The sequence below is a fragment of the Bradyrhizobium sacchari genome (genome assembly GCF_002068095.1).
Lineage (GTDB): Bacteria > Pseudomonadota > Alphaproteobacteria > Rhizobiales > Xanthobacteraceae > Bradyrhizobium > Bradyrhizobium sacchari.
In genome coordinates this window covers 41,424-64,325 of sequence record NZ_LWIG01000032.1, presented here as the reverse complement: position 1 = coordinate 64,325, position 22,902 = coordinate 41,424, and the positions used below count along the sequence as shown (strand labels likewise).

20 protein-coding genes are annotated in these 22,902 nt (G+C 64.8%); 9 read left to right on the top strand and 11 right to left on the bottom strand.

Annotated elements, in window-relative coordinates:
• Positions 1–40: 40 nt before the first annotated feature.
• On the bottom strand, positions 41–1,768 hold the full coding sequence (locus A5906_RS27890) for a hypothetical protein (protein WP_080138436.1): 1,728 nt from the start codon (positions 1,766–1,768) through the stop codon (positions 41–43).
• Positions 1,769–2,190: 422 nt separating this feature from the next.
• Between A5906_RS27890 and A5906_RS27885 the strand changes: the two genes are divergently transcribed.
• Positions 2,191–3,042 (top strand): caspase family protein, encoded by an 852-nt coding sequence (locus A5906_RS27885; RefSeq protein ID WP_080138435.1) that lies wholly within the window; start codon positions 2,191–2,193, stop codon positions 3,040–3,042.
• A gap of 278 nt (positions 3,043–3,320) precedes the next feature.
• Here the strand turns inward: A5906_RS27885 and A5906_RS27880 are convergent, their stop codons facing one another.
• The 4 genes from A5906_RS27880 to A5906_RS43240 all read right to left on the bottom strand — a co-directional run bounded on the left by A5906_RS27880 (position 3,321) and on the right by A5906_RS43240 (position 6,023).
• The gene (locus A5906_RS27880) at positions 3,321–4,214 is read right to left on the bottom strand and encodes an efflux RND transporter periplasmic adaptor subunit (RefSeq protein ID WP_080138434.1); all 894 of its coding nucleotides are present in this window, start codon (positions 4,212–4,214) and stop codon (positions 3,321–3,323) included.
• A 178-nt stretch (positions 4,215–4,392) separates the two neighbouring features.
• Positions 4,393–4,572 (bottom strand): hypothetical protein, encoded by a 180-nt coding sequence (locus A5906_RS27875; protein WP_080138433.1) that lies wholly within the window; start codon positions 4,570–4,572, stop codon positions 4,393–4,395.
• 59 nt (positions 4,573–4,631) lie between these two features.
• The gene (locus A5906_RS27870; RefSeq protein ID WP_080138432.1) at positions 4,632–5,756 is read right to left on the bottom strand and encodes a lactonase family protein; all 1,125 of its coding nucleotides are present in this window, start codon (positions 5,754–5,756) and stop codon (positions 4,632–4,634) included.
• Between the two features lie 129 nt (positions 5,757–5,885).
• Positions 5,886–6,023 carry a hypothetical protein gene (locus A5906_RS43240; RefSeq protein WP_186465202.1) on the bottom strand — a complete coding sequence of 46 codons (138 nt, stop codon included), beginning with the start codon at positions 6,021–6,023 and terminating at the stop codon, positions 5,886–5,888.
• Between the two features lie 247 nt (positions 6,024–6,270).
• Here A5906_RS43240 and A5906_RS42685 point away from each other — a divergent pair, with 247 nt between their 5' ends.
• The 3 genes from A5906_RS42685 (at position 6,271) to A5906_RS27860 (ending at position 8,920) form a co-directional block, all read left to right on the top strand.
• Positions 6,271–6,447 carry a hypothetical protein gene (locus A5906_RS42685; protein ID WP_161495441.1) on the top strand — a complete coding sequence of 59 codons (177 nt, stop codon included), beginning with the start codon at positions 6,271–6,273 and terminating at the stop codon, positions 6,445–6,447.
• 95 nt (positions 6,448–6,542) lie between these two features.
• Positions 6,543–6,665, top strand: a complete 123-nt coding sequence (locus A5906_RS46030) for a hypothetical protein (protein ID WP_283807739.1) — start codon at positions 6,543–6,545, stop codon at positions 6,663–6,665.
• Between the two features lie 155 nt (positions 6,666–6,820).
• The gene (locus A5906_RS27860) at positions 6,821–8,920 is read left to right on the top strand and encodes a methyl-accepting chemotaxis protein (protein ID WP_080138430.1); all 2,100 of its coding nucleotides are present in this window, start codon (positions 6,821–6,823) and stop codon (positions 8,918–8,920) included.
• A 144-nt stretch (positions 8,921–9,064) separates the two neighbouring features.
• Here the strand turns inward: A5906_RS27860 and A5906_RS27855 are convergent, their stop codons facing one another.
• Positions 9,065–10,762 carry a GMC family oxidoreductase gene (locus A5906_RS27855; RefSeq protein ID WP_080138429.1) on the bottom strand — a complete coding sequence of 566 codons (1,698 nt, stop codon included), beginning with the start codon at positions 10,760–10,762 and terminating at the stop codon, positions 9,065–9,067.
• 195 nt (positions 10,763–10,957) lie between these two features.
• The gene (locus tag A5906_RS27850) at positions 10,958–11,839 is read right to left on the bottom strand and encodes an SDR family oxidoreductase (RefSeq protein WP_080138428.1); all 882 of its coding nucleotides are present in this window, start codon (positions 11,837–11,839) and stop codon (positions 10,958–10,960) included.
• 105 nt (positions 11,840–11,944) lie between these two features.
• Between A5906_RS27850 and A5906_RS27845 the strand changes: the two genes are divergently transcribed.
• Entirely contained in the window at positions 11,945–12,835 is an 891-nt protein-coding gene (locus A5906_RS27845) for a LysR family transcriptional regulator (protein WP_080138427.1), read from the top strand.
• 3 nt (positions 12,836–12,838) lie between these two features.
• Here the strand turns inward: A5906_RS27845 and A5906_RS27840 are convergent, their stop codons facing one another.
• A complete protein-coding gene (locus A5906_RS27840; RefSeq protein WP_080138426.1) occupies positions 12,839–13,099 on the bottom strand; it encodes a hypothetical protein in 261 nt (86 codons plus the stop codon).
• 231 nt (positions 13,100–13,330) lie between these two features.
• Here A5906_RS27840 and A5906_RS27835 point away from each other — a divergent pair, with 231 nt between their 5' ends.
• Positions 13,331–13,846: a Spy/CpxP family protein refolding chaperone gene (locus tag A5906_RS27835; protein ID WP_080138425.1), complete on the top strand. Its 516-nt coding sequence runs from the start codon at positions 13,331–13,333 to the stop codon at positions 13,844–13,846.
• A gap of 179 nt (positions 13,847–14,025) precedes the next feature.
• Positions 14,026–14,223, top strand: a complete 198-nt coding sequence (locus A5906_RS27830; RefSeq protein ID WP_080138424.1) for a hypothetical protein — start codon at positions 14,026–14,028, stop codon at positions 14,221–14,223.
• Between the two features lie 1,994 nt (positions 14,224–16,217).
• Here A5906_RS27830 and A5906_RS27810 read toward each other — a convergent pair.
• The 3 genes from A5906_RS27810 to A5906_RS27800 all read right to left on the bottom strand — a co-directional run bounded on the left by A5906_RS27810 (position 16,218) and on the right by A5906_RS27800 (position 20,432).
• Positions 16,218–16,610 (bottom strand): hypothetical protein, encoded by a 393-nt coding sequence (locus A5906_RS27810; RefSeq protein ID WP_080138460.1) that lies wholly within the window; start codon positions 16,608–16,610, stop codon positions 16,218–16,220.
• Positions 16,611–16,894: 284 nt separating this feature from the next.
• Positions 16,895–19,555: a bifunctional diguanylate cyclase/phosphodiesterase gene (locus A5906_RS27805; protein WP_080138420.1), complete on the bottom strand. Its 2,661-nt coding sequence runs from the start codon at positions 19,553–19,555 to the stop codon at positions 16,895–16,897.
• Between the two features lie 181 nt (positions 19,556–19,736).
• The gene (locus tag A5906_RS27800; protein WP_080138459.1) at positions 19,737–20,432 is read right to left on the bottom strand and encodes a hypothetical protein; all 696 of its coding nucleotides are present in this window, start codon (positions 20,430–20,432) and stop codon (positions 19,737–19,739) included.
• Between the two features lie 184 nt (positions 20,433–20,616).
• Between A5906_RS27800 and A5906_RS27795 the strand changes: the two genes are divergently transcribed.
• Both A5906_RS27795 and A5906_RS27790 read left to right on the top strand, forming a co-directional pair.
• A complete protein-coding gene (locus A5906_RS27795; RefSeq protein ID WP_080138419.1) occupies positions 20,617–21,606 on the top strand; it encodes a LysM peptidoglycan-binding domain-containing protein in 990 nt (329 codons plus the stop codon).
• A gap of 146 nt (positions 21,607–21,752) precedes the next feature.
• Positions 21,753–22,902 (top strand): Spy/CpxP family protein refolding chaperone (locus tag A5906_RS27790; RefSeq protein ID WP_245326945.1); only part of this gene is annotated, 1,150 nt, incomplete at its 3' end.

Here is a 22,902-nt window from a genome sequence, read left to right as displayed (position 1 = left end):
TTGCTTACCCTCCCCCTCCAGGGGAGGGTAAGAGGATTCATCACCCCCGCGCCATCGCCCGCTTCGCCACCGCCAGTCCCATCAGCACGAACGCCGACGTCACCTCCGGGCCGCCGACCAGGATCCGCGTCGGCGTCTTCATCTTGTTCCATTCATAGGCGCGGAACGGGCCGCGGCGGCCACCTTCGCCGAGGTTGGCGATGATGACGTTCAGCGCCGGCGCAAAGGCACGCGGGTCGGCGCCGAGATGGCCGAGTGCGATCAGCGCCAGCGCGGCGTCGAACACGTTCATCTCCGCGGCCATCAGCTCGCCCTTGACGTAGGAGAGCACGCGGTGGCGGATGAAATCGAAATCGCCGTCGGGGTCGATCGCCGTCTGCGCCGCCAGCGGCAGCGCCAGGAAGGCTGCATAGCAGCGGCCGAAATAGGCGCTGTAGAGCTCCGGCAGATAATAGATGTGCGAGCGCGGATTGGCGAAGGCGCCGCTCGCCGCCAGGCGCTTCTGGAAGCCGATGATCCGATGCACGGTGGCGAGCCGCGCCGGTGTTTCCAGTACTTTCCAGCGCGCCAGGTTACGAAAGCTCACCTCGAGTATGTCGAGATTGAGCGTCGGATCGAGATCGTTGCCATAGGGCCGCTCGCCCTTGAGATTGTCGATCCAGGTCGCAACCCCGCCTTCATAGTCGATATTGTCGTTGAGCGGCACGGTGACGCGCGGCTCGTTGACGCCGGCAAGCACCTGATAGCCGCTATAGAAGTCGAGCAGCGGCTGGTCGATGATCGCATCAAGGCAGCCGGCCTGCGTCGCCGCGGAGATCGAGCACGCCGTGGTGTCGCAATCCGGCACATAGACGCCGAAGCCGAGGTCCTGCTTGATCTGCGCGAAGAAGCGCGAGAAGCGCGGATGCGGCGCTGGCGCCAGCGCGGTGATCACGTTGAAGCGCGTCCCATCGATGCCCTCGACCTCTTCGCGGCTGATGTTGACGCAGAAATCGACCATGTCGGCGATGGCGCGCTCTGCTGCGGTCTTGTCGGCCAGCGAGGCGAGCCCGGTCTCGATGAAGCTGAGCAGCGCCTCGATGAAGAACGCATCGTAATAGGCCGAGCGGTGGCGGATCTGCACCGGCTCCCACATCGGCTCGGCGATGCCTCTCCAGGGCGGATTGACCACGGCGCGCGCGGGCGAGCGCGCGATGAAGACGCGTGCGAGGTTGAACAGCAGCGAGGAATTCTTGTAGCCGCGTGCGTTCAGCCCCGTCAGCGCCATGATCAGCTCGCGGCCGCGGACATCGGGATCGCCGATCAGGTTGAAGGCGGCATAGGTCGGCAGAAAGCCGTTTCGGCGGTACGAGCCGAGCAGGTGCTGGGCGCAGTCGCGGATCACGCCGTCGATCTGCGCCGGCGGCGGCGCGGAGCCCGTGAACATCGCCGGCGGCGGCCTCGGATGGTCAAGCGCAATGCTGTCGACGAGATCGGCCACGGGCTGGCCGACCGCCGCCCAATCCGGCTCGGCCTCGTCGCGGGCACGCACCAGCGCCTGGCGCAGCCGGGTCAGCTTCGCTTCCTCGCGCAGCTCGGGCAACCCGGCCCGCCGCAGCAGCATCCGCAATGCGGGATTGCCGAGTGCGGTCTTGTAGAACTTCGCCAGATGCGGATCACCGCTGGCGCCAGCCGCCAGCACGGGATCGCAGACCTCATAAAGTGAGGGACCGTCCTTCCGCGCCGTCAGCGCCCGGCAGGCGGCGCCGGCAAAATAATGAAAGCTCATGAAATACCTGGTCGCGGGGCCTTGCCCGGGAACAGGAGCGCGCACCCATCCGCCCACCACCCCCCGCAAGTCTTTGAAAAGCTACTCGGATTCGCAGGAAAAACAAATGTGATGGTGATCACAGAAATATCCGGCACGAGGCCTGCATGATGAGACGCCCGGAGGGTTACGGGAATGCAATAAATCGAGAAATCCGGCGTGGAGAATTAATCAATATCTTCAGCGACTTAGCTCAAATTTTGGACGATCTATTGCCGGCAGGGCGATATCCGGTTAAGGGTTTGTTTGGTGCGGCGCCGCAAATTGCGCGCAATTCGGGGGCACTCCCCCGGCCAATCCCTCAAACCTAAAGACGCTATCGCGCTACTCAAACAGTGTGCGCGCGCTTGGCTGGTCTTTGGCACTGACAGGAATGAACCGAGATGAATGTAAGGCAGCTCGACATTTCCCGACGCACCATAGCGGTGGCCGCAGCCCTCATCGGCACGGTCTCGCTGGTGATCGGCGCCCATGCTGCCCTCAACATGCGTGCGCTCGATGCCGCCAAGGCCGTGACGACCGACCAGATCACCGGCTCGATCGGCCAGACCTCGCGCCTCGCTCTCGTCATCGGCAATGGACATTATCCCGACGCCAGCGCGCCGCTGACGCAGTCAATCAACGACGCCCGCGCGCTCTCCTCGTCCCTGCGCAAGAGCGGTTTTGACGTCGACATGGTGGAGGACGCGACCAAGGACGACATGGTCCGCGCCGTCAATCGCCTGAAGTCGCGGATCAAGCGCGACACCGTCGTCATGCTGTTCTTCGGAGGTTTCGGCGTGCAGGCTGGACGCGAGAGCTACATGCTGCCGGTCGATGCCGTGATCTGGAAGGAAAGCGACGTTCGGCGCCACGGCGTCTCGATCGAGGGCGTGCTGGAGATGATGAAGGAGCAGGGCGCCAAGGCCAAGCTCGTCGTCGTCGATGCCTCCCGCCGGAATCCCTACGAGCGCCGCTTCCGTTCCTACAGCCATGGCCTCGCGCCGATCAACGCGCCCGACAATGCGCTGATCCTCTCCTCGGCATCGCCCGGCAAGGTCGCCGACGACGGCAAGGGCGAGCACAGCGTGCTGGTCGGCGAGCTGCTCGGCAATCTCAATGCGCAGAGCGGCAGCGCCGAAGCCGTCTTCAACAAGACCCGCGTCGCCATCTCCCGCGCCTCCGAAGGCGGCCAGGTCCCGACCGTCTCGTCCTCGCTGCTCGAAGACGTGCAGTTCGACCAGGCCGGCGGTTAGTTTTCTAAGAGCTCGCGAACTCTCGTAGGGTGGCAAAGGCGCAAAGCGCCGTGCCCACGACCTTTCCAATGTTTCGATAGAAGACGTGGGCACGCTTCCGCCGTCGCTCTGCGAGCTATGGCGGACAAGTCGCTTTGCCCACCCGACGGCATGCGTGCGTGGCGCATGACTGCCTCTCCATCGTCATTGCGAGCGCAGCGAAGCAATCCAGAATCTTTCCGCGGAAAGACTCTGGATTGCTTTGTCGCAAGAGCTCCTCGCAATGACGATCGTGGCTGCTACTTCGCCGCTTCCGCGCTCGCCATCGCGGGGCGCACGGGGTCGCCTTCGCGGAGCAGCGCGCCGGCGCGGGCGACGACGACGTCGCCTTCGTTGAGCCCGTCGCGGACCTCGATATTGCCGCCCGACATCAACCCGATCTCGACACGCTTGGTCTCGACGCGGTTGCGGCGGATCACCTGCACCACGGTGCCGGCCGACGAATATTGCACGGCGGTGAGCGGCACTGCGACGTTGCAGCTCTGGCCGGTCTTGATCAGCGCACGCCCGCTCGCGTTCAGCAGCAGCCGTTTCTGCGAGGAGATGCCGATATAGACCATGCCCTGCTGGATGTTCGGCTCGACGGTCGGGCCGATGCGGCGCACCTTGCCCTCAAGGTCGCCGGCGCCGGCGATCCGCACGGTCGCCGGCTGATTGACGGCGAGCTTGCGCACGTCGGTGGTCGCGACCAGGCCCACGAGATCGTATTCGCTGCGCGCCACGATGGTGAACAGCGCCTCGCCCTTGGCCGAGGCGAGATTGCCGATCTGGGCGGTGGAGGTGGCGATCACACCGGCCACGGGGGCCGTGACCTGGAGCGTGCCGCCTTCGGGCAGCGCGAGGCGCGCCAGCACCTGGCCGGCCGTGGTGGTGTCGCCGGCCTCCGCCAGCACTTCCGCCACCTTCAGGCCCGGACGTTCGGGCCGGACCGAGGTTTCCTCGCGCGCGATGATGGTGCCGGTGGCCTCGACGATGTCGGAGAAGCAGGATTTTGCGACTTTCAGCACCGTGACCGCCGGCCCCTTGGGCGCGTCGTCTTCGGCGGCTCCGGCCGGATAGGGACCGAGGACGAGCGCTCCGGCGATGGCTGCGGGATAGAGGCTTCGAACGACGGCACGGGACAAATGACGCATTGGAAATTCCACGGGGGCTATGCCTCCAACCGATAGCAGATGGCGGGGGTCCGGACTACGGCGGCGTTGTCCCACAGCGGGGATGCCACGCCGCCCGGGCTGACGCGGCAAGTCCTTGATTAGTCGCGGGATTGGGAAACAGGTTCGCTGCCCTCCATGCCGGCCCCGAGCGGACAGCTCAGCTCCGGCGATCGCCGAGCAGCCTGCCGGTGGAACGGTCGATCAGGTGCAGCCGCGTGCAGGCCGGGCACGGCACGGGCACATGCGTGCGATCGGCCGGCGCGTCGTCGAGCCGATGCTGCACGTTCATGCCGGTCTGCGGGCATTTGAAAAGGATATGGCGGTCCATGACCGTCATATGATGGCAACGCGGGACTTCTGAAATTGCGGATGATTACGTAGGTCGGTCGCGGCGCCTCACGGCAGGCTCAGGAATTCCACCCAGTTCGGCTTTTTGCCGGTGGGGTAGGATTTCAGCCTGGCCAGGGCGCCGCTGCCCTGGTCGATCGCATAGACCGTCATGCCGTCGGAGAGTTCGCCGACCGCAGCAAGGTAGCGCCCGCTGGGATCGATGTTGAAGCCGCGCGGCTGCTTCTCCGTCGAGACGCTGCCGATCGCGGTCAGCTTGCCGCTCGTCGCATCGACCTTGTAGGCGGCGATCGTGCTGGTGGTGCGCTCGGAGGCGTAAAGGAAGCGCCCGTCCGGCGTGACGTGGATGTCGGCGGCCCAGGGTTTGCCGGTGAACCCTTCAGGCAGTGCGGTGGTGCGCTGGATCTCGCTCCATGCACCGCTCCTGGCTTCATAGGTAAAGGCGGCGACATCGCCGTTCAGCTCGTGGAGCAGGTAGACGTACCTGCCATTGGGGTGGAACACGAAGTGCCGCGGCCCCGATTTTTCCGGCACCTTGTAGGCCGGCGGATCGCTCGGCGTCAGCGAACCGGTGGTGGGCTCGAACGCAAAGCTCAGCACCTGGTCGGAGCCGAGATTGGTTGCGAACACGAAGCGGTTGTCCGGCGAGGGCAGGAAGGCGTGCGCGTTCAGCCCTGTCGGGATCACCTGCGTCGGCGCGGACACCACGCCGTTCGCTCCGAGCGGATTCACCGCGACCTTGTTGCCGCCATAGGAGGCGCTGAACAGCACCTTGCCGCCGCGGTCGGTGGCGATGTTCGCCATGCTGTCGGCGAGCGGCCCGTTGCCGATGTGGTTGAGTTGGCCGGTTTTGGGGTCGATCGAAAAGCTCACCGCCTGGAACGGCTGCGAGCGCACGCCGGCGATCAGCACGCGGTGGTCCGGCGTGATCGCGAGCGGCGTCGAGGCTCCAGGTTTTTCCACACCCGTGAAGGCGGCGGTCTGCACCGGCGTCATCTCGCCGTTCTCGGCCAGCTTGAACACGCTGATGTCGTTGCTGTCGGCGTTGCCGACATAGGCGAAGGTTTCGGCCATGCCGGCACGGGCTCCCAGAGTGAGGGTGAGGAAGGTGAGAGTGGTGGCGATCGCAGCGCGAGGCGTTTTGGACGCGATGCGGCGGGTCGGGCTCGACATGGGCGTTCTCCTCAGCTCGCCAGTGTGGCGTTGTTGTTTTGCCGGACAAGATAGCGGGCGGCGTGTTGCCGCACCAAAATCCAGTTGAGATCGATCGATGCCCAAATTGTATCGATTGTGTCGGCGCGGCTATCGCACCGCCGCCGTCAAATCGCGGGAGGGCAGATGCGGGCCGGCGGGGGGTTCAGGCGGCCCGAGCACGGTCCACACGGCGACCGCGAGCAGGGCGCAGGTCAGGATCGTCCAGGCGACCAGCCGTTTTCGCATCAGGCCAAATCCCGTTCGTCGAATGCATGCGGCGACGCACGCTGAAGCATGATCCGGAAAAGTACGAAGCGGTTTTCCGAAAAGATCATGCGTAAACAACCACCTGAAGCGCGATGACGATTCATCCAAATCTCATCGCGCTTCAATCCATCGTGCACTGCAACGGACGACACGCCTATGAACTCGTTCACAGGCGAAAACCGGACAATGCGAGCGAACCAATGCCGCGCGCAGGTATTGATCCTGCATGACCCGCGAAAACGATCTCGAAGGCAAGCCCGACATGGGCGGCAAGCATGGCGGCCAGGCCGGCCAACCCAAGCTGCCGCCGCGCCCACGCGAAGGCTCACGCGATGAGGATGTCGTGGCAAAGCGCCACACCGGTCAAACCGATCGCGCATCGCCGCCGACCAAATCCAAATAGCGCCTCGCCCGCGCGCGCTCGCGTCAGGAACGACAGCCTCGTCTTGCCGTTACCTTGATCCCGCAGGCAGAGGACGCCAAAACGGAGGGTGGCACGTGTTTTGGATTTATTGGGACACCGCCTGGTCGATCATCATCAGCGGCATCATGTTCACCACCATCGTCACGCATCCCGACGCCGAGTTCGTCGAGATCCAGGCGGCCAAACAGGCGAAATGAGCCGGTCCCGTTTCAGGCCCCCGTTTCCGTAGCGCGATCTCCGTAGCTCGCCTTGGGCGGCTCGCCCCTGTGGGCGAGGGGCATTTGGTGAACCAATTCTTAGGGGGAGACCGGTATTTTTCTGCATCTTTTCCGCAGAAGACCCGGCGCTTCCCATGGCATTGTTCGGCAATCCCTCCATTCGCTCTATTCTCGGCGCCATCATCGGCGTCCTCGGCCTGTTCCTGGTCGGGCAGCTCGCGATCGGTTTATTGGGGGCCGTTGAGCGCAACGGAGCCGCGCAGAAGGTCGAGCGCTTCGCCAGCACCGACCAGCAGCTGTTTGCGACCCTGCTCGGCTTCCGCCTCGAACGCGGCACTTTCCTGTCGGCACTGGTCGCGGACGCGCCGGCCAATGCCAACGCCGACAACCGCATCGCCACCAACCGGCAGTTGTCGGAAGCCGCCTATAAAAGCGTGCTCGAGCGCCTCGATGGCGTGTCCGATCCGCGCCTCGCCGGTGCGCTCGGCAAGCTCGTCGCGATCCATGACGCGCTCGTGCCGTTGCGGCCCAAGGCCGAGGCCGCCATCCATCAGGCCAAGGCGGAGCGTGATCCGAAGGTCGGCGACGAGTTTCGCAAGGCCGCTCAGGACTATCTCGACGCCATCTTGGCACTGACTGCCGAGCTCGAGAACGCGCTCAAGCTCACCGATCCCGTGGTCGATCACCTGCTCGCCGTGAAGCAGTCGGCCTGGGCCGCGCGCAATTTCGGCGGCCTCGTCGCCATCCGTCTCGAAGCTGCGGCTGCGAGCGGCAAGCCCTGGAGTGCTGCCGACATGGTCGGCGCCGCCGAGGACACCGGCCGCGCCAAGCAGGCCTGGAGCCAGGTGCTCGACGCAGCCGCTCGCCCTGACGCGCCGGCAAGCCTCACCGACGTCATCGCGCGCTCGAAGCAGGGCGAGGCCGCTTCCATGGCCGAGCGCCAGCAGGGCTTCATCAAGGCACTGAGCAACAACCAGACCATCGATATCAAGATCGAGGATCTGTCGAAGCTCAACACCGCCCTCCTCAATGCCAGCGTCGAGGCCGGCCAGGCCGCGCTCGCCGAGATGGTCGCCCGTGCCGGGCAGCAGATGATATCGGCGAAATGGAGCCTGGCGCTCAATGGCGGCATGATGCTGGTCGCGCTCGCCGTCACATTGTTCGGCTTCATCCTCGTCAATCGCCGCGTCAGCACGCCGATCCGCAAGATGACGCAGGCGATGCGCCGCCTCGCGGAGCGCGATTATGCGATCGAGCTCGCCGGCATCGAGCGCGGCGACGAGATCGGGGAGATGTCGCGCGCGGTGGCCGTGTTCAGGGAGAACATGATGACCGGCGACCGTCTCGCCGAGGAACAGGCCGCCGAGCAGGCAAAGAAGGAGCGGCGGCAGCTCGCCGTCGAGCGGCTGATCGGAGAATTCGAGAACACCGTGACGCAATCGCTGCACACGCTGGCCTCGGCCTCCGGCGAGCTGAACGCCACCGCGCAGTCGATGTCGTCGACCGCCGAGCAGGGCTCGTCCAAGGCGGCCTCGGTCGCGAGCCTCTCGGGTGATGCCTCCTCCAATGTGCAGACGGTCGCCGCCGCCACCGAGCAGCTCTCGGCCTCGATCAGTGAGATCAGCCGTCAGGTCGCCGAATCCTCCAGCATTGCCGGCGCCGCCTCCGCCGAAGCCGACCGCACCAATGCCGAAGTGCAGGCGCTGGCCGATGCCGCGCAGCGCATCGGCGACGTCGTCGCGCTGATCACAGGCATTGCCGAGCAGACCAATCTGCTTGCGCTCAATGCCACCATCGAGGCTGCGCGTGCCGGCGAGGCCGGCCGCGGCTTTGCGGTGGTCGCATCCGAGGTGAAGAGCCTCGCCACGCAGACCGCGAAGGCGACCGAGGAGATCACCGGCCAGGTCGCCGCGATCCAGGGCGCGACCCAGTCGTCGGTGACCGCGATCCGGTCGATCGGCGCGACCATCCAGCGGGTCAACGAGATCGCGGCCGCGATCGCCGCCGCCGTCGAAGAGCAGGGCGCCGCGACGCGCGAGATCGCGCGCAACGTGCAGCAGGCCTCGCAAGGTACCAACGAGGTCTCGCGCCACATCTCCGGTGTCTCGCAAGCCGCCGGCCAGACCGGTGCTGCCGCCGGCGAGGTGCTGGATTCCGCAAAAATGCTGGCGCGCCTGTCGGACGATCTCAAGCGCGATGTCGACCGCTTCGTCGGCGACCTCAGGGCGGCGTAGTTCCCGGTGGTCTCGTGCCCCGGACGCTGCGCAGCACCATAAGCGCGTCTACGCGCGTCTTCGACGCACTATGGTGATAAGCTGCAGAGCCGGGGCCCATGCCGAGGCATTCTGGGTCCGGTTCAGCAGCGAGACGAGCGCCGATCACTGCACCATCGCCGCAGCGATCTTCTCCGCCGTCATCAGCACCGGAAAGTTGGTGTTGGCGCACGGCACCACCGGAAAGATCGAGGCATCGACGACCCGCAGGCCCTGGATGCCCTTGACGCGGCCCTGGTTGTCGACCACCGCCATCGGATCGTTGGCCCGGCCCATGCGGCATGAGCATGAGGCGTGCCACACGCCGATGGTCGCCTTGCGCACGAAGGCTTCCAGCGCCTCGTCATCGTTCATCACCTGGTCGAAGGTAAAGCCTTCGACCACGAAATTGTCGATCATGTAGTGCCGCAGCGCCGCCGGCCCGTCCATCAGCGCCGCCGCGATCTGGGTCAGGATTCTGTTCCTGGTATTGACGACGCCGATCTTGCGCACGCGGTCGGTATAGGCGGCGGGGAACGGCTTGTCCGTCACCTTCCTGACGATGTCGCTCATCTGCACCGCCGCCATCTTGCGGAAGCCGCTCATCAGGCGATCGAGGTCGCGCCGGTCGGACAGCAGATTGAATTCGACGATCGGTTCTGCCGAAGGATCGGGCGAGGCAAGCTTGACCTGTCCGGTCTCGGAATAAGTCTTGTTGACGAAGGTCAGCAGCGAGCCGATCTGCGCGCCGACCGCGTGCCAGGCCGATTTGCTGATCACGACCACGAACATGTCGCCCTTCGGCACGCCGGGGAGACCCGACGAATAGCGCAGGCCGAGCTGCATGTGGCGCCTTGTGTGCTCGTTCATGCGCGCGCCGCGGCGGACGAAGGACGACAGCGAGATCGAGGGATGATCCATCAGGCGCTGGCCGACGCCCGGCAGGCCCATCAGCACAGGAATCCCCAACTCCTTGAGGTGGCCGACCGGGCCGATGCCGGCGCGCAGGAGATGCGCCGGCGAATGGATCGCGCCGCTGGAGAGAATGATCTCGCGCCCCCGGAATTCCTGCTCGCGCCCGTCGACAACGGCCTTCACGCCGACGCATTGCGTGCCGTCGAACAGCAGCTCCCTCACCTGCGTGTTGGTGGAGATGGTAAGGTTGGCGCGCTGGCGCGTGTCGCGGTCGAGATAGCCCATCGCGGCCGAGACGCGCTGCTCGGCCTGGTTCGAATGGGTCACCGGGAAATAGCCGTCGACGAACTCGCCGTTCTGGTCCGGTACGAACTGATGGCCGGCCTGCTGGAAGGCGTCGGCGAACGCCTGCGAATGCCGCGTCCAGTGCTCCCTGGGAATTCTGCGGACCGGAATTCGGCCGTCCTTGCCGTGATAGGGCCCGTCGAAATCGAGGTCGCGCTCGACCTTCTTGAAGAAGGGCAGCACGTCGTTCCACGTCCACCCCTCGGCGCCCCGCGCATCCCACTCATCGTAATCGGTCGGCGCGCCGCGATTGGCCATCTGGCCGTTGATCGACGAGCCGCCGCCGAGCACGCGCGCCTGCTCGTATTTGCGCAAGGGCGGCCGCGCTTCGTGCGGATTGTTGTGGCTGACGACCTGCGTCGTGACCTTGAGCTCGGTCCAGTGAAAGCGCGGATCGAAATATGCGGTGCCCGGATAGCTGTCCCTGATCTCGGCCGGCTCGTTGCCGGGTGGCGTGTCCTGTCCGGCTTCGCAGAGCAGGACCTTGTTGGCGCTCTTCGCGGAGAGCCGGTGGGCCAGCACGGACCCTGCCGAGCCGCCGCCCACGATAATGTAGTCGTACACGATTGACGCTTCCTCTTGTTCTTGTCGGAAAAGGGTAGCGTGGTTTTGTTTCGAGGTCACCTCACAGCTACGCTGTTCGTGACTGCGGCATCGACATGACTGAGATGACGCCCGCCATCGATTCAAACCGCGGACGTCGCGTCATGGCGACGTCCGCGTGCGGCACAGAGCGTCGTGTCTGGACGGTTGTTGGGCTCAGGCCGGCTTGGTGGCGGCCGCCGCGATCTGGGTCGCGAAGCTGCGGTAGGAGTACGGCGGACGACCCAGAATCCTGGTCAGACGCGCAACGTCGCCCTCCTCGGGAATCATCCCGTCGCTGACATAGCGCTCGGCCATCAGGCGCATTTCGTAGGCCATCCATTTCGGCATGAAGTTCGCCAGATTTTGCTCGAAGGCGGTGGGATCATCGCCGCCATAGGTGACCGGGCGGCCCAGAATGTCCGACCAGATATTGGCCACGTCCGAACCGGTCAGCGTGTCGGGGCCGACCAGATTGATGGTCTCGATCGGCAGCTTGCCAGGTGCCCGCTCGCGCCGGATCAACTCGATCGCTGCGACCTCGCCGATGTCGCGTGTGTCGACCATGGCGACACCCTTGCTGCCGATCGGCATCGGATAGACGCCGTGGTTCAGGATGACGTCCCGGATCATCAGCTCATTGTCGATGAAGTAGGACGGACGCAGGATCGTGGCACCGAAGCCCATCTGTTCGATCATCCGCTCGGCGCCGGACTTCACCGCGAAGTGCGGTACGTTCACGAAGCGATCGGCGTGGATCACCGACAGATAGACGAGCCGGTCGACGCCCGCCTCACGGGCGATGTTCAGGGCGATGATCGCCTGGGTGAATTCGTCGCCCGTCACCGCGTTGAGCAGGAACAGCGTGCTGACGCCGTTCACTGCAGTGCGCAGGGAGTCGATGTCGAGCAGGTCGCCCTTCACGACTGTCACGCCGGCCGGAACATCGGCCTTCGAGGGATCACGGGACAGCACGCGCACGTCCGCACCGCGCTTAACGAGTTGCTGGACAACATGGCGGCCGACACGGCCGGTGGCGCCGGTAATGAGGATGGTCATGGGGGTCACTCCTTTTTTGGGATTGAGAAGACACCCGCAAATTAGTGATCCACATTCGGGCCTATAGACGCTAATTATAGACCAAGTGTCTCATAAGTGGAACAGATGGACCTGCTTGCGCTCGCGGACTTCAATCTGGTCGCCCGGCACGGAGGCTTCGGCCGGGCCGCACGGGCCTCCGGCCGTCCAAAGGCGACGCTGTCCCGCCGGGTCTCTGAACTGGAGGGCAGTCTCGATCTGCGCCTGTTCGAGCGCGGCGCACGCGAGCTGAAGCTCACCGAAGAAGGTCGCGCGCTCTACGAACGGACGGGAGCATTGCTCGCGGAGCTCGACGAGACCGCCGCCGCAATCGCGTCAGGCGGCGACAGGCCGCGTGGCAGATTGCGGATCAGCGCGCCGCTGCTGTTTTCGCAGACCGCGATGGGAAAACTGGCTGCCCTGTTCGCGCTGAAATATCCGGAGGTCCGGCTCGAGGTCACCACGGAAGATCGCGTCGTCGACATGATCGAGGAGGGCTATGACCTGGTGATCCGCGTCAACCCGGATCCGGACGAAACTCTTGTTGGACGAATCTTCCTGCGTGACCGGCTCGTGGTCGTGGCGAGCCCGGCCTTCGGTCGTCCCGCGGGCGATGTCGCTGTGCCGGCCGTCGTGCGCGGAGCAAGCGATCTGAATTCCGTCTGGGATTTGATGCAGTCCAACGGAAGCTCGCGTATCAGGGTCGAGCCGGTGCTTCGCCTGTCGTCGCTCGTCATGGTCCGCGATGCGGTGCGCGCTGGCGTCGGGGCCGCGCGGCTCCCCGTCTCGCTTGTGAGTCACGATCTGGCGGCCGGCAGGCTCGTGCATTGGGGTGATGTCGATGGACCCGAGATCGCTCTCTGGACGCTCTATCCATCGCGCCGACTGCTGAGCGCGCGCGTGTCCGCGTTCCTCGATTGTCTCAAGGAGGCGTTTCCCTCCGGGACTCCGGAGGAGTTTGCATCATTTATCGATTGAGCTCTATTGCAGGACCTTCGGCATGACGACAACGACATCGATCTGCTTGCCCAGCACCCGCGATGCGAGCGCGGCGATGAGAGGCGCGTAGCCGTCCTCGATGTCGGACGCGACGTCCTCGTTCCTGGCGATGGCGTAGAGCATCGTACCCTCGATCTCGTCGAAGCGGATGCCCGCGAAGACGTGATCGAATGTTTTGGCGCCGACTATACCTGCCATCAGCGCCTGGATGGCCTGGTCCTGCACGAGTGTGAGCTTTATCATGCCGATGAGATATGGAACCTCCGCGCGATTGCAAGGCGCCGAGGAAAAAGTCTCAGGCCCACGCCGCAGGTCATGCTCAGCGCGCGCCACAATTCCTGCTCCAAGTCCCTTGCTCCAAGTCCCTTGCTCCAAGTCCCTTGCTCCAAGTCCCTTGATTTGAATCAATGTGACATCGCCCTGCCGACCATTGTTAGCGTGGTGCCTGGGGGCTCCTCACCTAGGAGGTCGCCGATGATGAAAATAGTCGTGATCGGAACAGCCGCACTCCTTCTTGCCGCGCCGTCGATTGCCAGCGCGCAAGCTCCGTCCCCTGCGACGTCAGAACGCCTCAACGCAGTGGACCGGAATACATTGATGGACATGCGGATCGATTTGACCAAGGCCGCATTGCAGCTGACACCTGACCAGGAAAAACTCTGGCCGCCTGTCGAGAGCGCCATTCGTGCCAGAGCGGAGGATCGGAAGGCCCGTGTTGCAAAAATCTCGGAAACAGTGGGTAGACGGGCCGACCAAAATGCCGTCGAAACGATACGTAATCGTGACCCCATCGCCTTCCTGCAGCGACGCTCGGAGGCATTGGCTCAACGATCCGCCGATTTGGATAAACTCGCCGAGGCATGGCAGCCACTCTACAAGACCCTCAATCCCGAACAGAGGCAGCGCATGGGGGCCCTCGCGGTCCTTGTCCTTCACGACATGAGCGATGTCGTGGAACGACGTCGTGCGCAGGCCGAGGATGAGGACTGAAACAGGATGTTGATCCATACACGCCGCGTGATGGCCTGAACCCGCGCGGCTAATTTGAAGCCTGGGGATGTCCCCTTTGCCAAGGGCGACATCCCCAGGCCGCATGCGCGACCATCGAGGGGCCGCGCTTGTCCGAGCTAATCCTCCTGATCAGCTCGAGATTTGAGGAAAGGCCAGCCATGATCGAAGGTCTGATCTATCTGGTCGTCAATATCGTTGTCGTCGGCCTCGTGATTTGGCTTTTGCGCTTCTTGATCGAGTTGAACCCGCTTGGCGGGCCGTTCCGGCGCGTGGGAAACGTCGCCGTGGTGGTGATGGGTGTGCTGATAACTGTCATGTTGCTGATGAATTTCGTGGGCAAGCACCTCATGGCCTGACGCTCGCCTACTCGGGGCAAGCGGCATTTGGGGCTTCCCCTTCCTGATCGTCAGCCAGCCAGGACTGGATGCGAGACGCCGGAATGAGTTGCTTGGGAGAATGCGGATTGATCGTGCCAGCTAACAGGATCAAACCGTCCTCAAGCTTTGACCGAGCGAATGCCTTGGCCTCGGCCTCGGTCGCAAACGTCCTCGTTTCGTGGGGACTTCGCGGCTTCCGAAGCAGGCCATGTCTGCGAGCTGCAAAGGTTACATACCAAATTGCCGTCATCTCCGTTCTAATTACAGCGGGTAGTGATAGTTCCGTCGCCGTCTCGGCGCTCCGCGAACCCCACCGTCAACGCCAAACTCGCAGATCCCGGGCATGACGGGCTTACGGCAGCCTCTCTCCATCGAGCCTGCTCGCTGTTTTGAAGAGCGAAACAATCCTGACTCCGCGCCAGTCGTCCTTGGGCGGATGCAAACTGCTCTTCATCCAACCCATGACGATCGGGGACGTGAGCGGATCAAGAGAACACTCATTTGACGCACGAGGCTTGTGGCCCGCCGTGAACCACGCGCGCACACTGATGCGCGGGCGCACAGCCCGCAGGGAACACAATTGTCGCCATCCCCGGACAAGCATGGTTCACCTGTACTGTTCTGGAGCCCCGCCAAGCCAACCTCCGGGCGCACATTCACGCGAGAGGTCAGCCGCTAATTTGGAGCTTGAAACTGCCGCTCGCACCATTGTCCGAAGGGGAAGCTGCGGTAACACGTGACGCCTGCGTGGCTTCGCAAGTGTTCGCTCGTCCGACGCGAGCCAGGCGCGGCGAATGACCTCTTCTCGCGTCTGAACTGCGGGTGGCCGATCAGATGCCTGCGCGATGATGGTTCACTGATACTGCGCGCAAACGCCTGCATTCCATCGCACGCACCTGCGGACGTCCCGGCGGGTTTGACGGATTGTGGTTCTGGCTACGCACACGCCATTGACCATTGTCCTGCCCGGCCCGCAGCCGGCAGCGACTTGCGTGATGAGGTCGTCCGACTGAATCGGCGCGCGTGGCATTGCCTGCGTCGATGTCGCGATGGCTAGCGCAAAACTTGCGACAGCAAATAACCTGATCATCGTCACCCTCCTCTTGAAATCAAGCAGAGCGAGGTTGGCTTCGCTTCGAAGGCAACATCAGTCCGCATGCAGGACCAGAAAGAGTTTGATCAGGAGGCGGCCGTGTGGGCCGCCTCCGGGCCGAAGTCGATATCCGCTGTACCCGCTTTCGTCCGTGTCCTACGGGCAGCGGAACGGCAAGCCGTTGGCGCCTGTGACCAAGGTCCCCGATGTGCAGGCCATGCCGGTAGGCCCTATGTACCAGCCACTGCTGGAGGCGGCTGCGGGCGCACCATAGTAGGCGTTGGCTGCTCTGACGTCGCCACCCGTGTAGTAGCCCGGACCCGTGGAGTAAGGCCCGCCGCCCCATCCCCAGTTGGGTGATGTGGCCGCCACAGCGGCGGCCGTGCCCACGGCGGCCGCGCCAGCGACGCCAGCGCCGACGACCCCGGCTCCATACCCATATGCAGCCCGCCGATCGTGCCGGCGAGCAACACCTGCGACGCTCATTGGGGTCAGCGGTCGACCGACCCTCGCTTGGGCACTCTCCACTGACAAAGAGATGCCGCGTTGTTCAGACCAGCTAAACGAGAACAGTGCCGCGCATGCGACGGTTGAGCTCGCGATTGCAAGTTTTGTCAGATGCATCTGTCTCATGAACCTGCTCCGTGACTGGCTTGCCCCATACTCAAAAAATGCTGCTTCCCCGCCGGGGCGAGCATTGCGCTAGATCAAGGATGGGCGAGGCGGCTTGCGGGGCCCGGATAAGGCAGAGACATTGACGCTGCCGACGAGTTTTCGTCGAGGTGCGGGTCGAGCGAGCCGAGCCCGCGACGGCGGGAATGCACCGCTGTCAGAATGAATGAGGCGGCGCTTGTGCCGCCTCTCCTTGTGGCTCGCGTGCTTACTGGCAGACGTACATGATTCCGTCGGCGCCCTTGATCAATGTACCCGGCGTGCAGCCAATGCCGTTGAGCTTCGCATAGCTATCCCAACCGTCGTAGCAGGTATAGGAAGCGCGTCCAAAGACACCAACGGTGGTGCTGTATCCGGACCTGCCGCCGACGCCACACCAGGGGCCGCCGGTGTAGTAGGCCCGCACTGCGTACCAGGGGAGGCCGGTCTGATCGGGTATGTAGTGATTATAGGGATACGGGCTGACATAGAGTCGCCTCGCCTGGACACTCTCAACTGAGAGCGAAAGCCCGCGCTGCTCAGACCAGTCGACGGTGAACAGTGCTGCAAAAGCGATCGTCGAAGCTGCAATTGCAAATTTTCTAGAAGCCGTCTGCTTCATCGCTTTCCTCCTATGCTGTCGCCCGCCCCTTGCGTAAGAAGTCCCGCCGGGTGACGCCGACATTGACCAAGATCAACGGCCTTGGCCTGTCTCGTGACTTCAAGTTGTGTCTCTCGACGAGCTGTGCACGTAACCGTGCGCACGGCGGTAGCGGAGGGATGTCGACGCGTCGCGCTCTCTGGAGCGTTTGCTCGGTGCCATGTCGGGACTGGGGCCGGCCGATCGCTTCAGGCACTCCAGGATCTTCTTCGAAATCCTGTCGTACCCGGACGACAGTGCTGATCCTAGGCAGCCGCCTGCGCCGACAGCAGCTGCTTCAGCTTCGCTGCCGGCACGGCCGGGCTGAACAGCCAGCCCTGCATCTGGCTGCATCCGAGCTGGCGCAGCACCTCTCGCTGGGCTTCGGTCTCGACGCCTTCCGCCGTCGTCGCCATGTGGCGGGCGGCGGCCATGTGCACCACGGCCTGCACGATCGGCGAGGAATCCTCGGGTTCGCCGATGTCGCTGATGAAGCTGCGGTCGATCTTGATCTTGTCGAAGGGGAAACGGTGCAGATAGCTCAGCGACGAATAGCCGGTGCCGAAATCGTCGAGCGCGATGCGCACGCCGAGCTCGCGCAGCTGCTGCAGGATCGTCAGCGCCTCCTCGTCGTCGCGGATCAGGACCGTCTCGGTGATCTCGAGCTCGAGCCGTCTGGGCGCCAGGCCTGAGTCCGCAAGCGCGGCGGCGACCTTCAGCGCCAGCGACCTGGAACGGAACTGCACCGGCGAGACGTTGACGGCGATATGGATATTGTCCGGCCAGCCGGCGGCCTCGGCACAGGCCTGCCTCAAGACCCATTCGCCGATCTCGCCGATCAGGCCGGTGTCTTCCGCAACCGGGATGAAATCGGCGGGCGAGACCATGCCGCGCTCGGGGTGGCGCCAGCGCAGCAGCGCCTCGCAGCCGGTGACGACGTCGGCGGCGAGATCGACCAGCGGCTGGTAGTGCACCTCGAACTCGCCGCGGGCGAGCGCCTGGCGCAGATCGAGCTCGAGCTGTCGGCGCATCCGCGCCTTGGCGTCGTATTCGGGCACGAAGATGCGGAAGGTGCCGCGGCCTTCCGATTTCGCGGCGTACATCGCGAGATCTGCGCGCTTGAGCAAATCGTCGAGATTGTCGCCATGCTCCGGCGCGACCGCGATGCCGATGCTGGCATCGGTCGGAACCTCCTGGCCCTTGCAGTTCACCGGCACGCGCAGTGCATTGAGGATCGATTCCGCCAACACCGTCAATTCGGCATGATCGCTTGTGCCGGCCTTGACGATGGCGAATTCGTCGCCGCCGAGCCGGGCGACGAGGTCATTGCCGCTGACGCAGGCGCGCAGGCGGCTCGCGACCTGGCGCAGCAGCTCGTCGCCGACCTCGTGTCCCAGCGAATCGTTGACGCCCTTGAACTCGTCGACGTCGATATAGAGGATCGCGAACGGCTTGCCGTGGTGAAGCTCCGCGACGCGGCGTTCCAGATGGCCGCGCATCAGCACGCGGTTGGGCAGGTCGGTCAGCGCGTCGTAATGCGCCATATGCGCGATGCGTTCGTTGGCGCGGATGCGCTCGGTGACGTCGTCATGGGTGGCAAGCCAGCCACCGGCGGCGCCGGGCTGGTTCTTGATCTCGATCAGGCGGCCGTCACCGGTCTCCACGATTGTGCTGTGCGTCTGCTCGACGCTGCCCAGAATGCCGTCGCAATAAGCATCGACATCGCCGTCGAAGGAGCCGGTGTCGTGGCGATGCTGGATCACGTCGCGGAAATGGGCGCCGGGCTTCACCACGTCGGTGGAGAGGCCATACATCTCGATGTAGCGCCGGTTGCAGACGATCAGCCGCTCGTCTTGGTCGAACATCAGGAGGCCCTGGCTCATCGTGTTCATCGCGGTGTCGAGCCGCTGCTTCTCGAGCGAGAGCCTGTGCGTCACCTGGCGGAAGATCAGGAACAGCGTCAGCACGAGCAGGCCGATCGACGTCACGGCGACGGTGACGAAGAATTTCGTCTGAGTGCGCCATGTGGCGAGCGTCGCATCCAGCGACCTCGTCGCCACCACGACCAGCGGCTCGCCGGTCAAGAGGCGCGAGGCGACGATGCGGTCCTTGCCGTCGATCGGGCTCGCGAGCTGCGTCGTGACGAAGGTGCGCTCGAACACCGCCATCTGCTCCGGCGTGCCCTGGCGAAAATTCTGGCCGATCATGGCATCGACATGCGGAATGCGCGCGAGCAGCTGGCCGTTCTGGTGGTGCATCGCGATCGAGGATTCTTCGCCGAGCCCGGTCGAGGCAAAGAAGGCTTCGAGCTGCTCTGGAGCAAGCGCGCGCGAGACGATGCCGAGGAACTCGCCGCGCGGGCCGGAGACGCGCCGCGCGAACACGATCGCCGGTCCGTTGCCGAGCCGCCCCGGCACGACCTCGACTTCTTCTTCCGCAATCGGGTCGTTCTTCAGTCGGTTGAAATAGTCGCGGTCGGCGACCGAGACGTTGGCGACCGGCCAGCGCCGCGACGAGTTGATCAGGATGCCGCTTGCGTCGAACACATTGGCGCCGGCGACGTCGGACCAGGCGCTGGCTTTGGCGCGCAGCACCTCATGCATGGCGAGCGTGCCCATCTCGCTGCGGAAGACGTCTGCGGACGCGATGCCGTGGCTTTCGAGCTCCGCGATGATGCTCTTCTGCAGCACCGCGAAATCCTCGAACTCGCGGTCGAAATGGCGGGCCAGCAGGCGGACGGCGCTCTCGAGACTGTCGCGGCCGCTCTCGATCGCATTCTGGCGGAAGCGGTCGACGGTGAGCGCTGTGCCGATGGCGGTCGCCAGCATCAGCACGAAGCCGCCGGCGGTCAGCCATGTCAGCGGCGCCCCACGCCAGCGGCGCAGCAGCGCGCGCATCCGCGCGGTCCATCGGATCGATGTGCCCATCCAGCCCTCCCTTGGGATGCAAGATGCAGCAAAACCGACAAGACCCCGTTACCATTGAGGGTTAGAAAAATATGAATCGGAGCGGAATCAGTGAGTTGGTTCCCAGTGCGCACCGTGACGAGACCGCGGGGCGGGCACGCAATTGCCCAGCCGACGAAGCTGCGACGCTACGCAGCGGCACTCACCGCTTGATCTCCCAGTTCAGCGCTTCCGCATTGTCCTTCGCGAACATCGCCGGCACGTCGAACTTGCCGGTCTTGAGGTCATAGCGGCACGTCCAATCCCCCAATCCCTTCACGGCGACGTTCTTCGGGTGCTTGTCCATCGCGCCCGACAGCGAGATCAGGAGATAGCGGTTATTGGGCCAATCGACGCCGAGCCAGCGATAGGCATCCTCGGTGCCCTTCATGAGGTCGGCCGAGATGTGGTAGTCGAGCTTCATATTCTTCGTGTCGGGCCGGCTGTGGAAATAGGCCCAGGCGAGCTCGCTGAGCGATTTCTTCGTCGCGTTCACGAAGGCGCCGTTCTCGAAATGGTAAAGGAAGAGATCCTGCGAGCCCGAGCCGGTCTTCTGCATCCGCACCAGCCATTGCGAGTCGCTGGTGAAGCGGAAGCCGGCGCCATAGCCCTGCTCGGGCTTCAGCTCCGTCATCTGGTCGCCGCGCCGCGCCCAGACCTGCCATTTGATGCCGAAAAGGTCCTCACTGTCCTTCATGTACTGCTCGAGCTTGGTGGCGCCGTCGGGCGAGGTGAAGGCGAGGTCCTCATCGTCGGTGAGGACGTAGCCCGGCGGTGGGCCGGACGCCGCGAGCGCGGGGGTTGCAGCGAGCATCAGGGCGAGCGCCAGCCATGGCGCGGTGCGAAAGGGTGCGGTCATGGAAAAATCCTTGAAAAATAGCCGCAGCGGGGCCTCGCACATTTGACGCCGAGGGGGCGGTGTCGGTTCATCCGCGGCGTGCGGGAACGATGGCCGATCATCCCTTTGAGCGACTTGCTGCCGAAACCAAATCGGCGCACTTTGTCCCCCATCGGCTGATTTGCCAGCAAGGGTTCGACCTCTGATGATGACCGCAACCAAGGCCCTCATTGCGTTCTGCCTGCTCGCGGTAGGCGGCACCGTCCTTGTGATCGGTCCCGCCGAGTTGCGCCGCCTGTTGCCGGGCGGAACGGGCACCGAGATTGCTGTCGCCGCCAAGCCCGAGATCAAGGTCGAGCCCAAAGCCGAAATCACGGCAGCGCCGAAACCCGAAGAACCGAAGCTCGCCGCCGCACAGCCCGCGCCAGCGGCCGCGCCGAAGCTGGCGGATCGGGCGGCCGAGACGCGGACGCAGGTTACGGCCGCGCTCGCCGATCTCGCCCCGGTCAAGCCGCCTCCGGCCGTGACGGATGCCGGGCCCCGGTTCGACGTCGCCCGCATCGACGATCATGGCGAGGCCGCGGTGATCGCGGGCCAGGCCGCGCCGGGATCGAAGGTCGAACTGCTGCGCGACGGCCAGCCGCTCGATTCGGTGGTGGCTGATGCGTCGGGTCAGTTCGTCATGACGCCGCCGCAGCTTCCTGCAGGCAGCTACGAGCTGACGCTGCGGGCCAAGGCGCCCGACGGCACCGTCACGCAGTCCAGTCGCACCATGCCGGTGACGGTTGCCGCCGCGGCGCCGCCGCCCGCGCGTCTCGCGCCTGTTGCGAAGCAGGCCGAGAAGGTCGACGACAAATCGGATATCGTGGCGTCGCTGCAATCGGCCGCACCGCACCTGGCGTCAACGTCTCCCGCCCTTCGGATGGGCGCGGCAAAGCCAAGGGCCATGGCGCGGGTGCCGGCGGCCACGACGGTCGCGTCGGCCTTGCCGGCCGACGCCCTCAGCGCCGCACCGGCGGAAGCGGGCGCCAGCCGTGTGATCTCCCGCGGAGACAGCCTGTGGGCCCTCAGCCGGCTCGCCTATGGCGACGGCGCCCGCTACGCTGTGATCTTCAAGGCCAACCGCGACAAGATCCACAATCCCAATTTGATCTATCCCGGCCAAACTCTCGTGCTGCCGCAGAAGACGCCGTGACGCGGCGCGTTGGCGCTCCGTTGCGCGCCAGCGACGTTTCGCCTGTGTACCTCCGGAACATTTAGTTCCCTCGCGCGTCATTATGGTGAGGCACATTGCGCGCTTCATGCGGGAGGGAGGGCCAGAAAGTGGCCAAAGCGGCGGTCATGTCGGGACGCATGGGGCTGGTGCTCGCTGGCGCGACCCTCCTGATTGCGGCAGTGCTGCTGCCGAATAGTGCGCAAGCACAGTTCGGACTGCGAGGTGGGCCGCTCGGTGTTGCACGCTTCGCCGTCGGCCACGTGATCGGCCTGTCACGCCTGCGCCATGCCCGCATGGCGGTGCGCGGGGGCCGCTACCGTTCCGCTGCGTTGCGGTCCCAAGATCCTCGTTACGACCCGCGCGGCGCCGAACGCGGCCAGCCCGCCAATCCTTACGTCCTGCGTGCGGCGCTGACGGCGCAAGCCGCGCTGTCGGGCTGGCGCGGTGGGCGCAGCCCGCAGGGCTGGTGGCGCCACCCCGACGGCAGCTATGGCTGGGCCGGTCCGGTGTTCTGGCCGTTCGCGCATGACGACCTCACCAACGCGATCATCTTCGGCGATACGACCAGCCTCTCGCTTTACGGTTACGGCGACATCTATGCGGCGATCTTCGCGCCGTATGCGGCCACCGAGCTTGCCGCCTACACCGCGCCGCAAGGCCGGCGCGCGCGAAGGGTCCCCTCGGTCGAGAGCATTTGCGATGCCACCGACACCGGCGGCCTGCCGGTCGATCGCATCGCCGCGATTGTGGCGCCCAACGAGTTGCAGCGCGCAGCGCTCGATGAGCTCAGTGCGGCCTGGAATGCAGCGCGCGACGGCATCCGCGCCGCCTGTCCGGCGCAAGCGCCCGCGACCGCATTGGAGCGCCTCGGCCTGATGCGCGAGCGCATCGCGGCCATGATCAAGGCGACGGATGCGATCGAAGCGCCGCTCGCGAAGTTTGCGGGCCTCCTTAACGACGACCAGAAAGCCAGGCTCAATGCCCTCGCCAATGATCGTCGCGCTCAGCTTGCGTCTCGCCAGCCCAAGGATCAGTCCAGGGACGCGCAGGCCGCCGCTGCTTGCCGGCCCGACTACGATCCTCGTTACGACGAAAAGGCGCAGCGCCAATATGAGCAGCTCGTGCAGCAGCAATGGCCTGCGGACGACATCGCCGCGACGCTTCGCCTCGACGACACCGGCCGCGCCCGCTTTGAGGTACTCCAGGACACCACGCTGCGCACCATGGAGACGCTGAGCGCCTGTCCCGCGGAGGCCGCCGCGACGCCGCTGGCCC

Coding starts and splice junctions, on each gene's coding strand:
- A5906_RS27890 (WP_080138436.1), bottom strand. CDS start 1,768: ATGAGCTTTCATTATTTTGCCGGCGCCGCCTGCCGGGCGCTGACGGCG.
- A5906_RS27885 (WP_080138435.1), top strand. CDS start 2,191: ATGAATGTAAGGCAGCTCGACATTTCCCGACGCACCATAGCGGTGGCC.
- A5906_RS27880 (WP_080138434.1), bottom strand. CDS start 4,214: ATGCGTCATTTGTCCCGTGCCGTCGTTCGAAGCCTCTATCCCGCAGCC.
- A5906_RS27875 (WP_080138433.1), bottom strand. CDS start 4,572: ATGACGGTCATGGACCGCCATATCCTTTTCAAATGCCCGCAGACCGGC.
- A5906_RS27870 (WP_080138432.1), bottom strand. CDS start 5,756: ATGTCGAGCCCGACCCGCCGCATCGCGTCCAAAACGCCTCGCGCTGCG.
- A5906_RS43240 (WP_186465202.1), bottom strand. CDS start 6,023: ATGCGAAAACGGCTGGTCGCCTGGACGATCCTGACCTGCGCCCTGCTC.
- A5906_RS42685 (WP_161495441.1), top strand. CDS start 6,271: ATGACCCGCGAAAACGATCTCGAAGGCAAGCCCGACATGGGCGGCAAG.
- A5906_RS27860 (WP_080138430.1), top strand. CDS start 6,821: ATGGCATTGTTCGGCAATCCCTCCATTCGCTCTATTCTCGGCGCCATC.
- A5906_RS27850 (WP_080138428.1), bottom strand. CDS start 11,839: ATGACCATCCTCATTACCGGCGCCACCGGCCGTGTCGGCCGCCATGTT.
- A5906_RS27845 (WP_080138427.1), top strand. CDS start 11,945: ATGGACCTGCTTGCGCTCGCGGACTTCAATCTGGTCGCCCGGCACGGA.
- A5906_RS27840 (WP_080138426.1), bottom strand. CDS start 13,099: ATGATAAAGCTCACACTCGTGCAGGACCAGGCCATCCAGGCGCTGATG.
- A5906_RS27835 (WP_080138425.1), top strand. CDS start 13,331: ATGATGAAAATAGTCGTGATCGGAACAGCCGCACTCCTTCTTGCCGCG.
- A5906_RS27830 (WP_080138424.1), top strand. CDS start 14,026: ATGATCGAAGGTCTGATCTATCTGGTCGTCAATATCGTTGTCGTCGGC.
- A5906_RS27810 (WP_080138460.1), bottom strand. CDS start 16,610: ATGAAGCAGACGGCTTCTAGAAAATTTGCAATTGCAGCTTCGACGATC.
- A5906_RS27805 (WP_080138420.1), bottom strand. CDS start 19,555: ATGGGCACATCGATCCGATGGACCGCGCGGATGCGCGCGCTGCTGCGC.
- A5906_RS27800 (WP_080138459.1), bottom strand. CDS start 20,432: ATGACCGCACCCTTTCGCACCGCGCCATGGCTGGCGCTCGCCCTGATG.
- A5906_RS27795 (WP_080138419.1), top strand. CDS start 20,617: ATGATGACCGCAACCAAGGCCCTCATTGCGTTCTGCCTGCTCGCGGTA.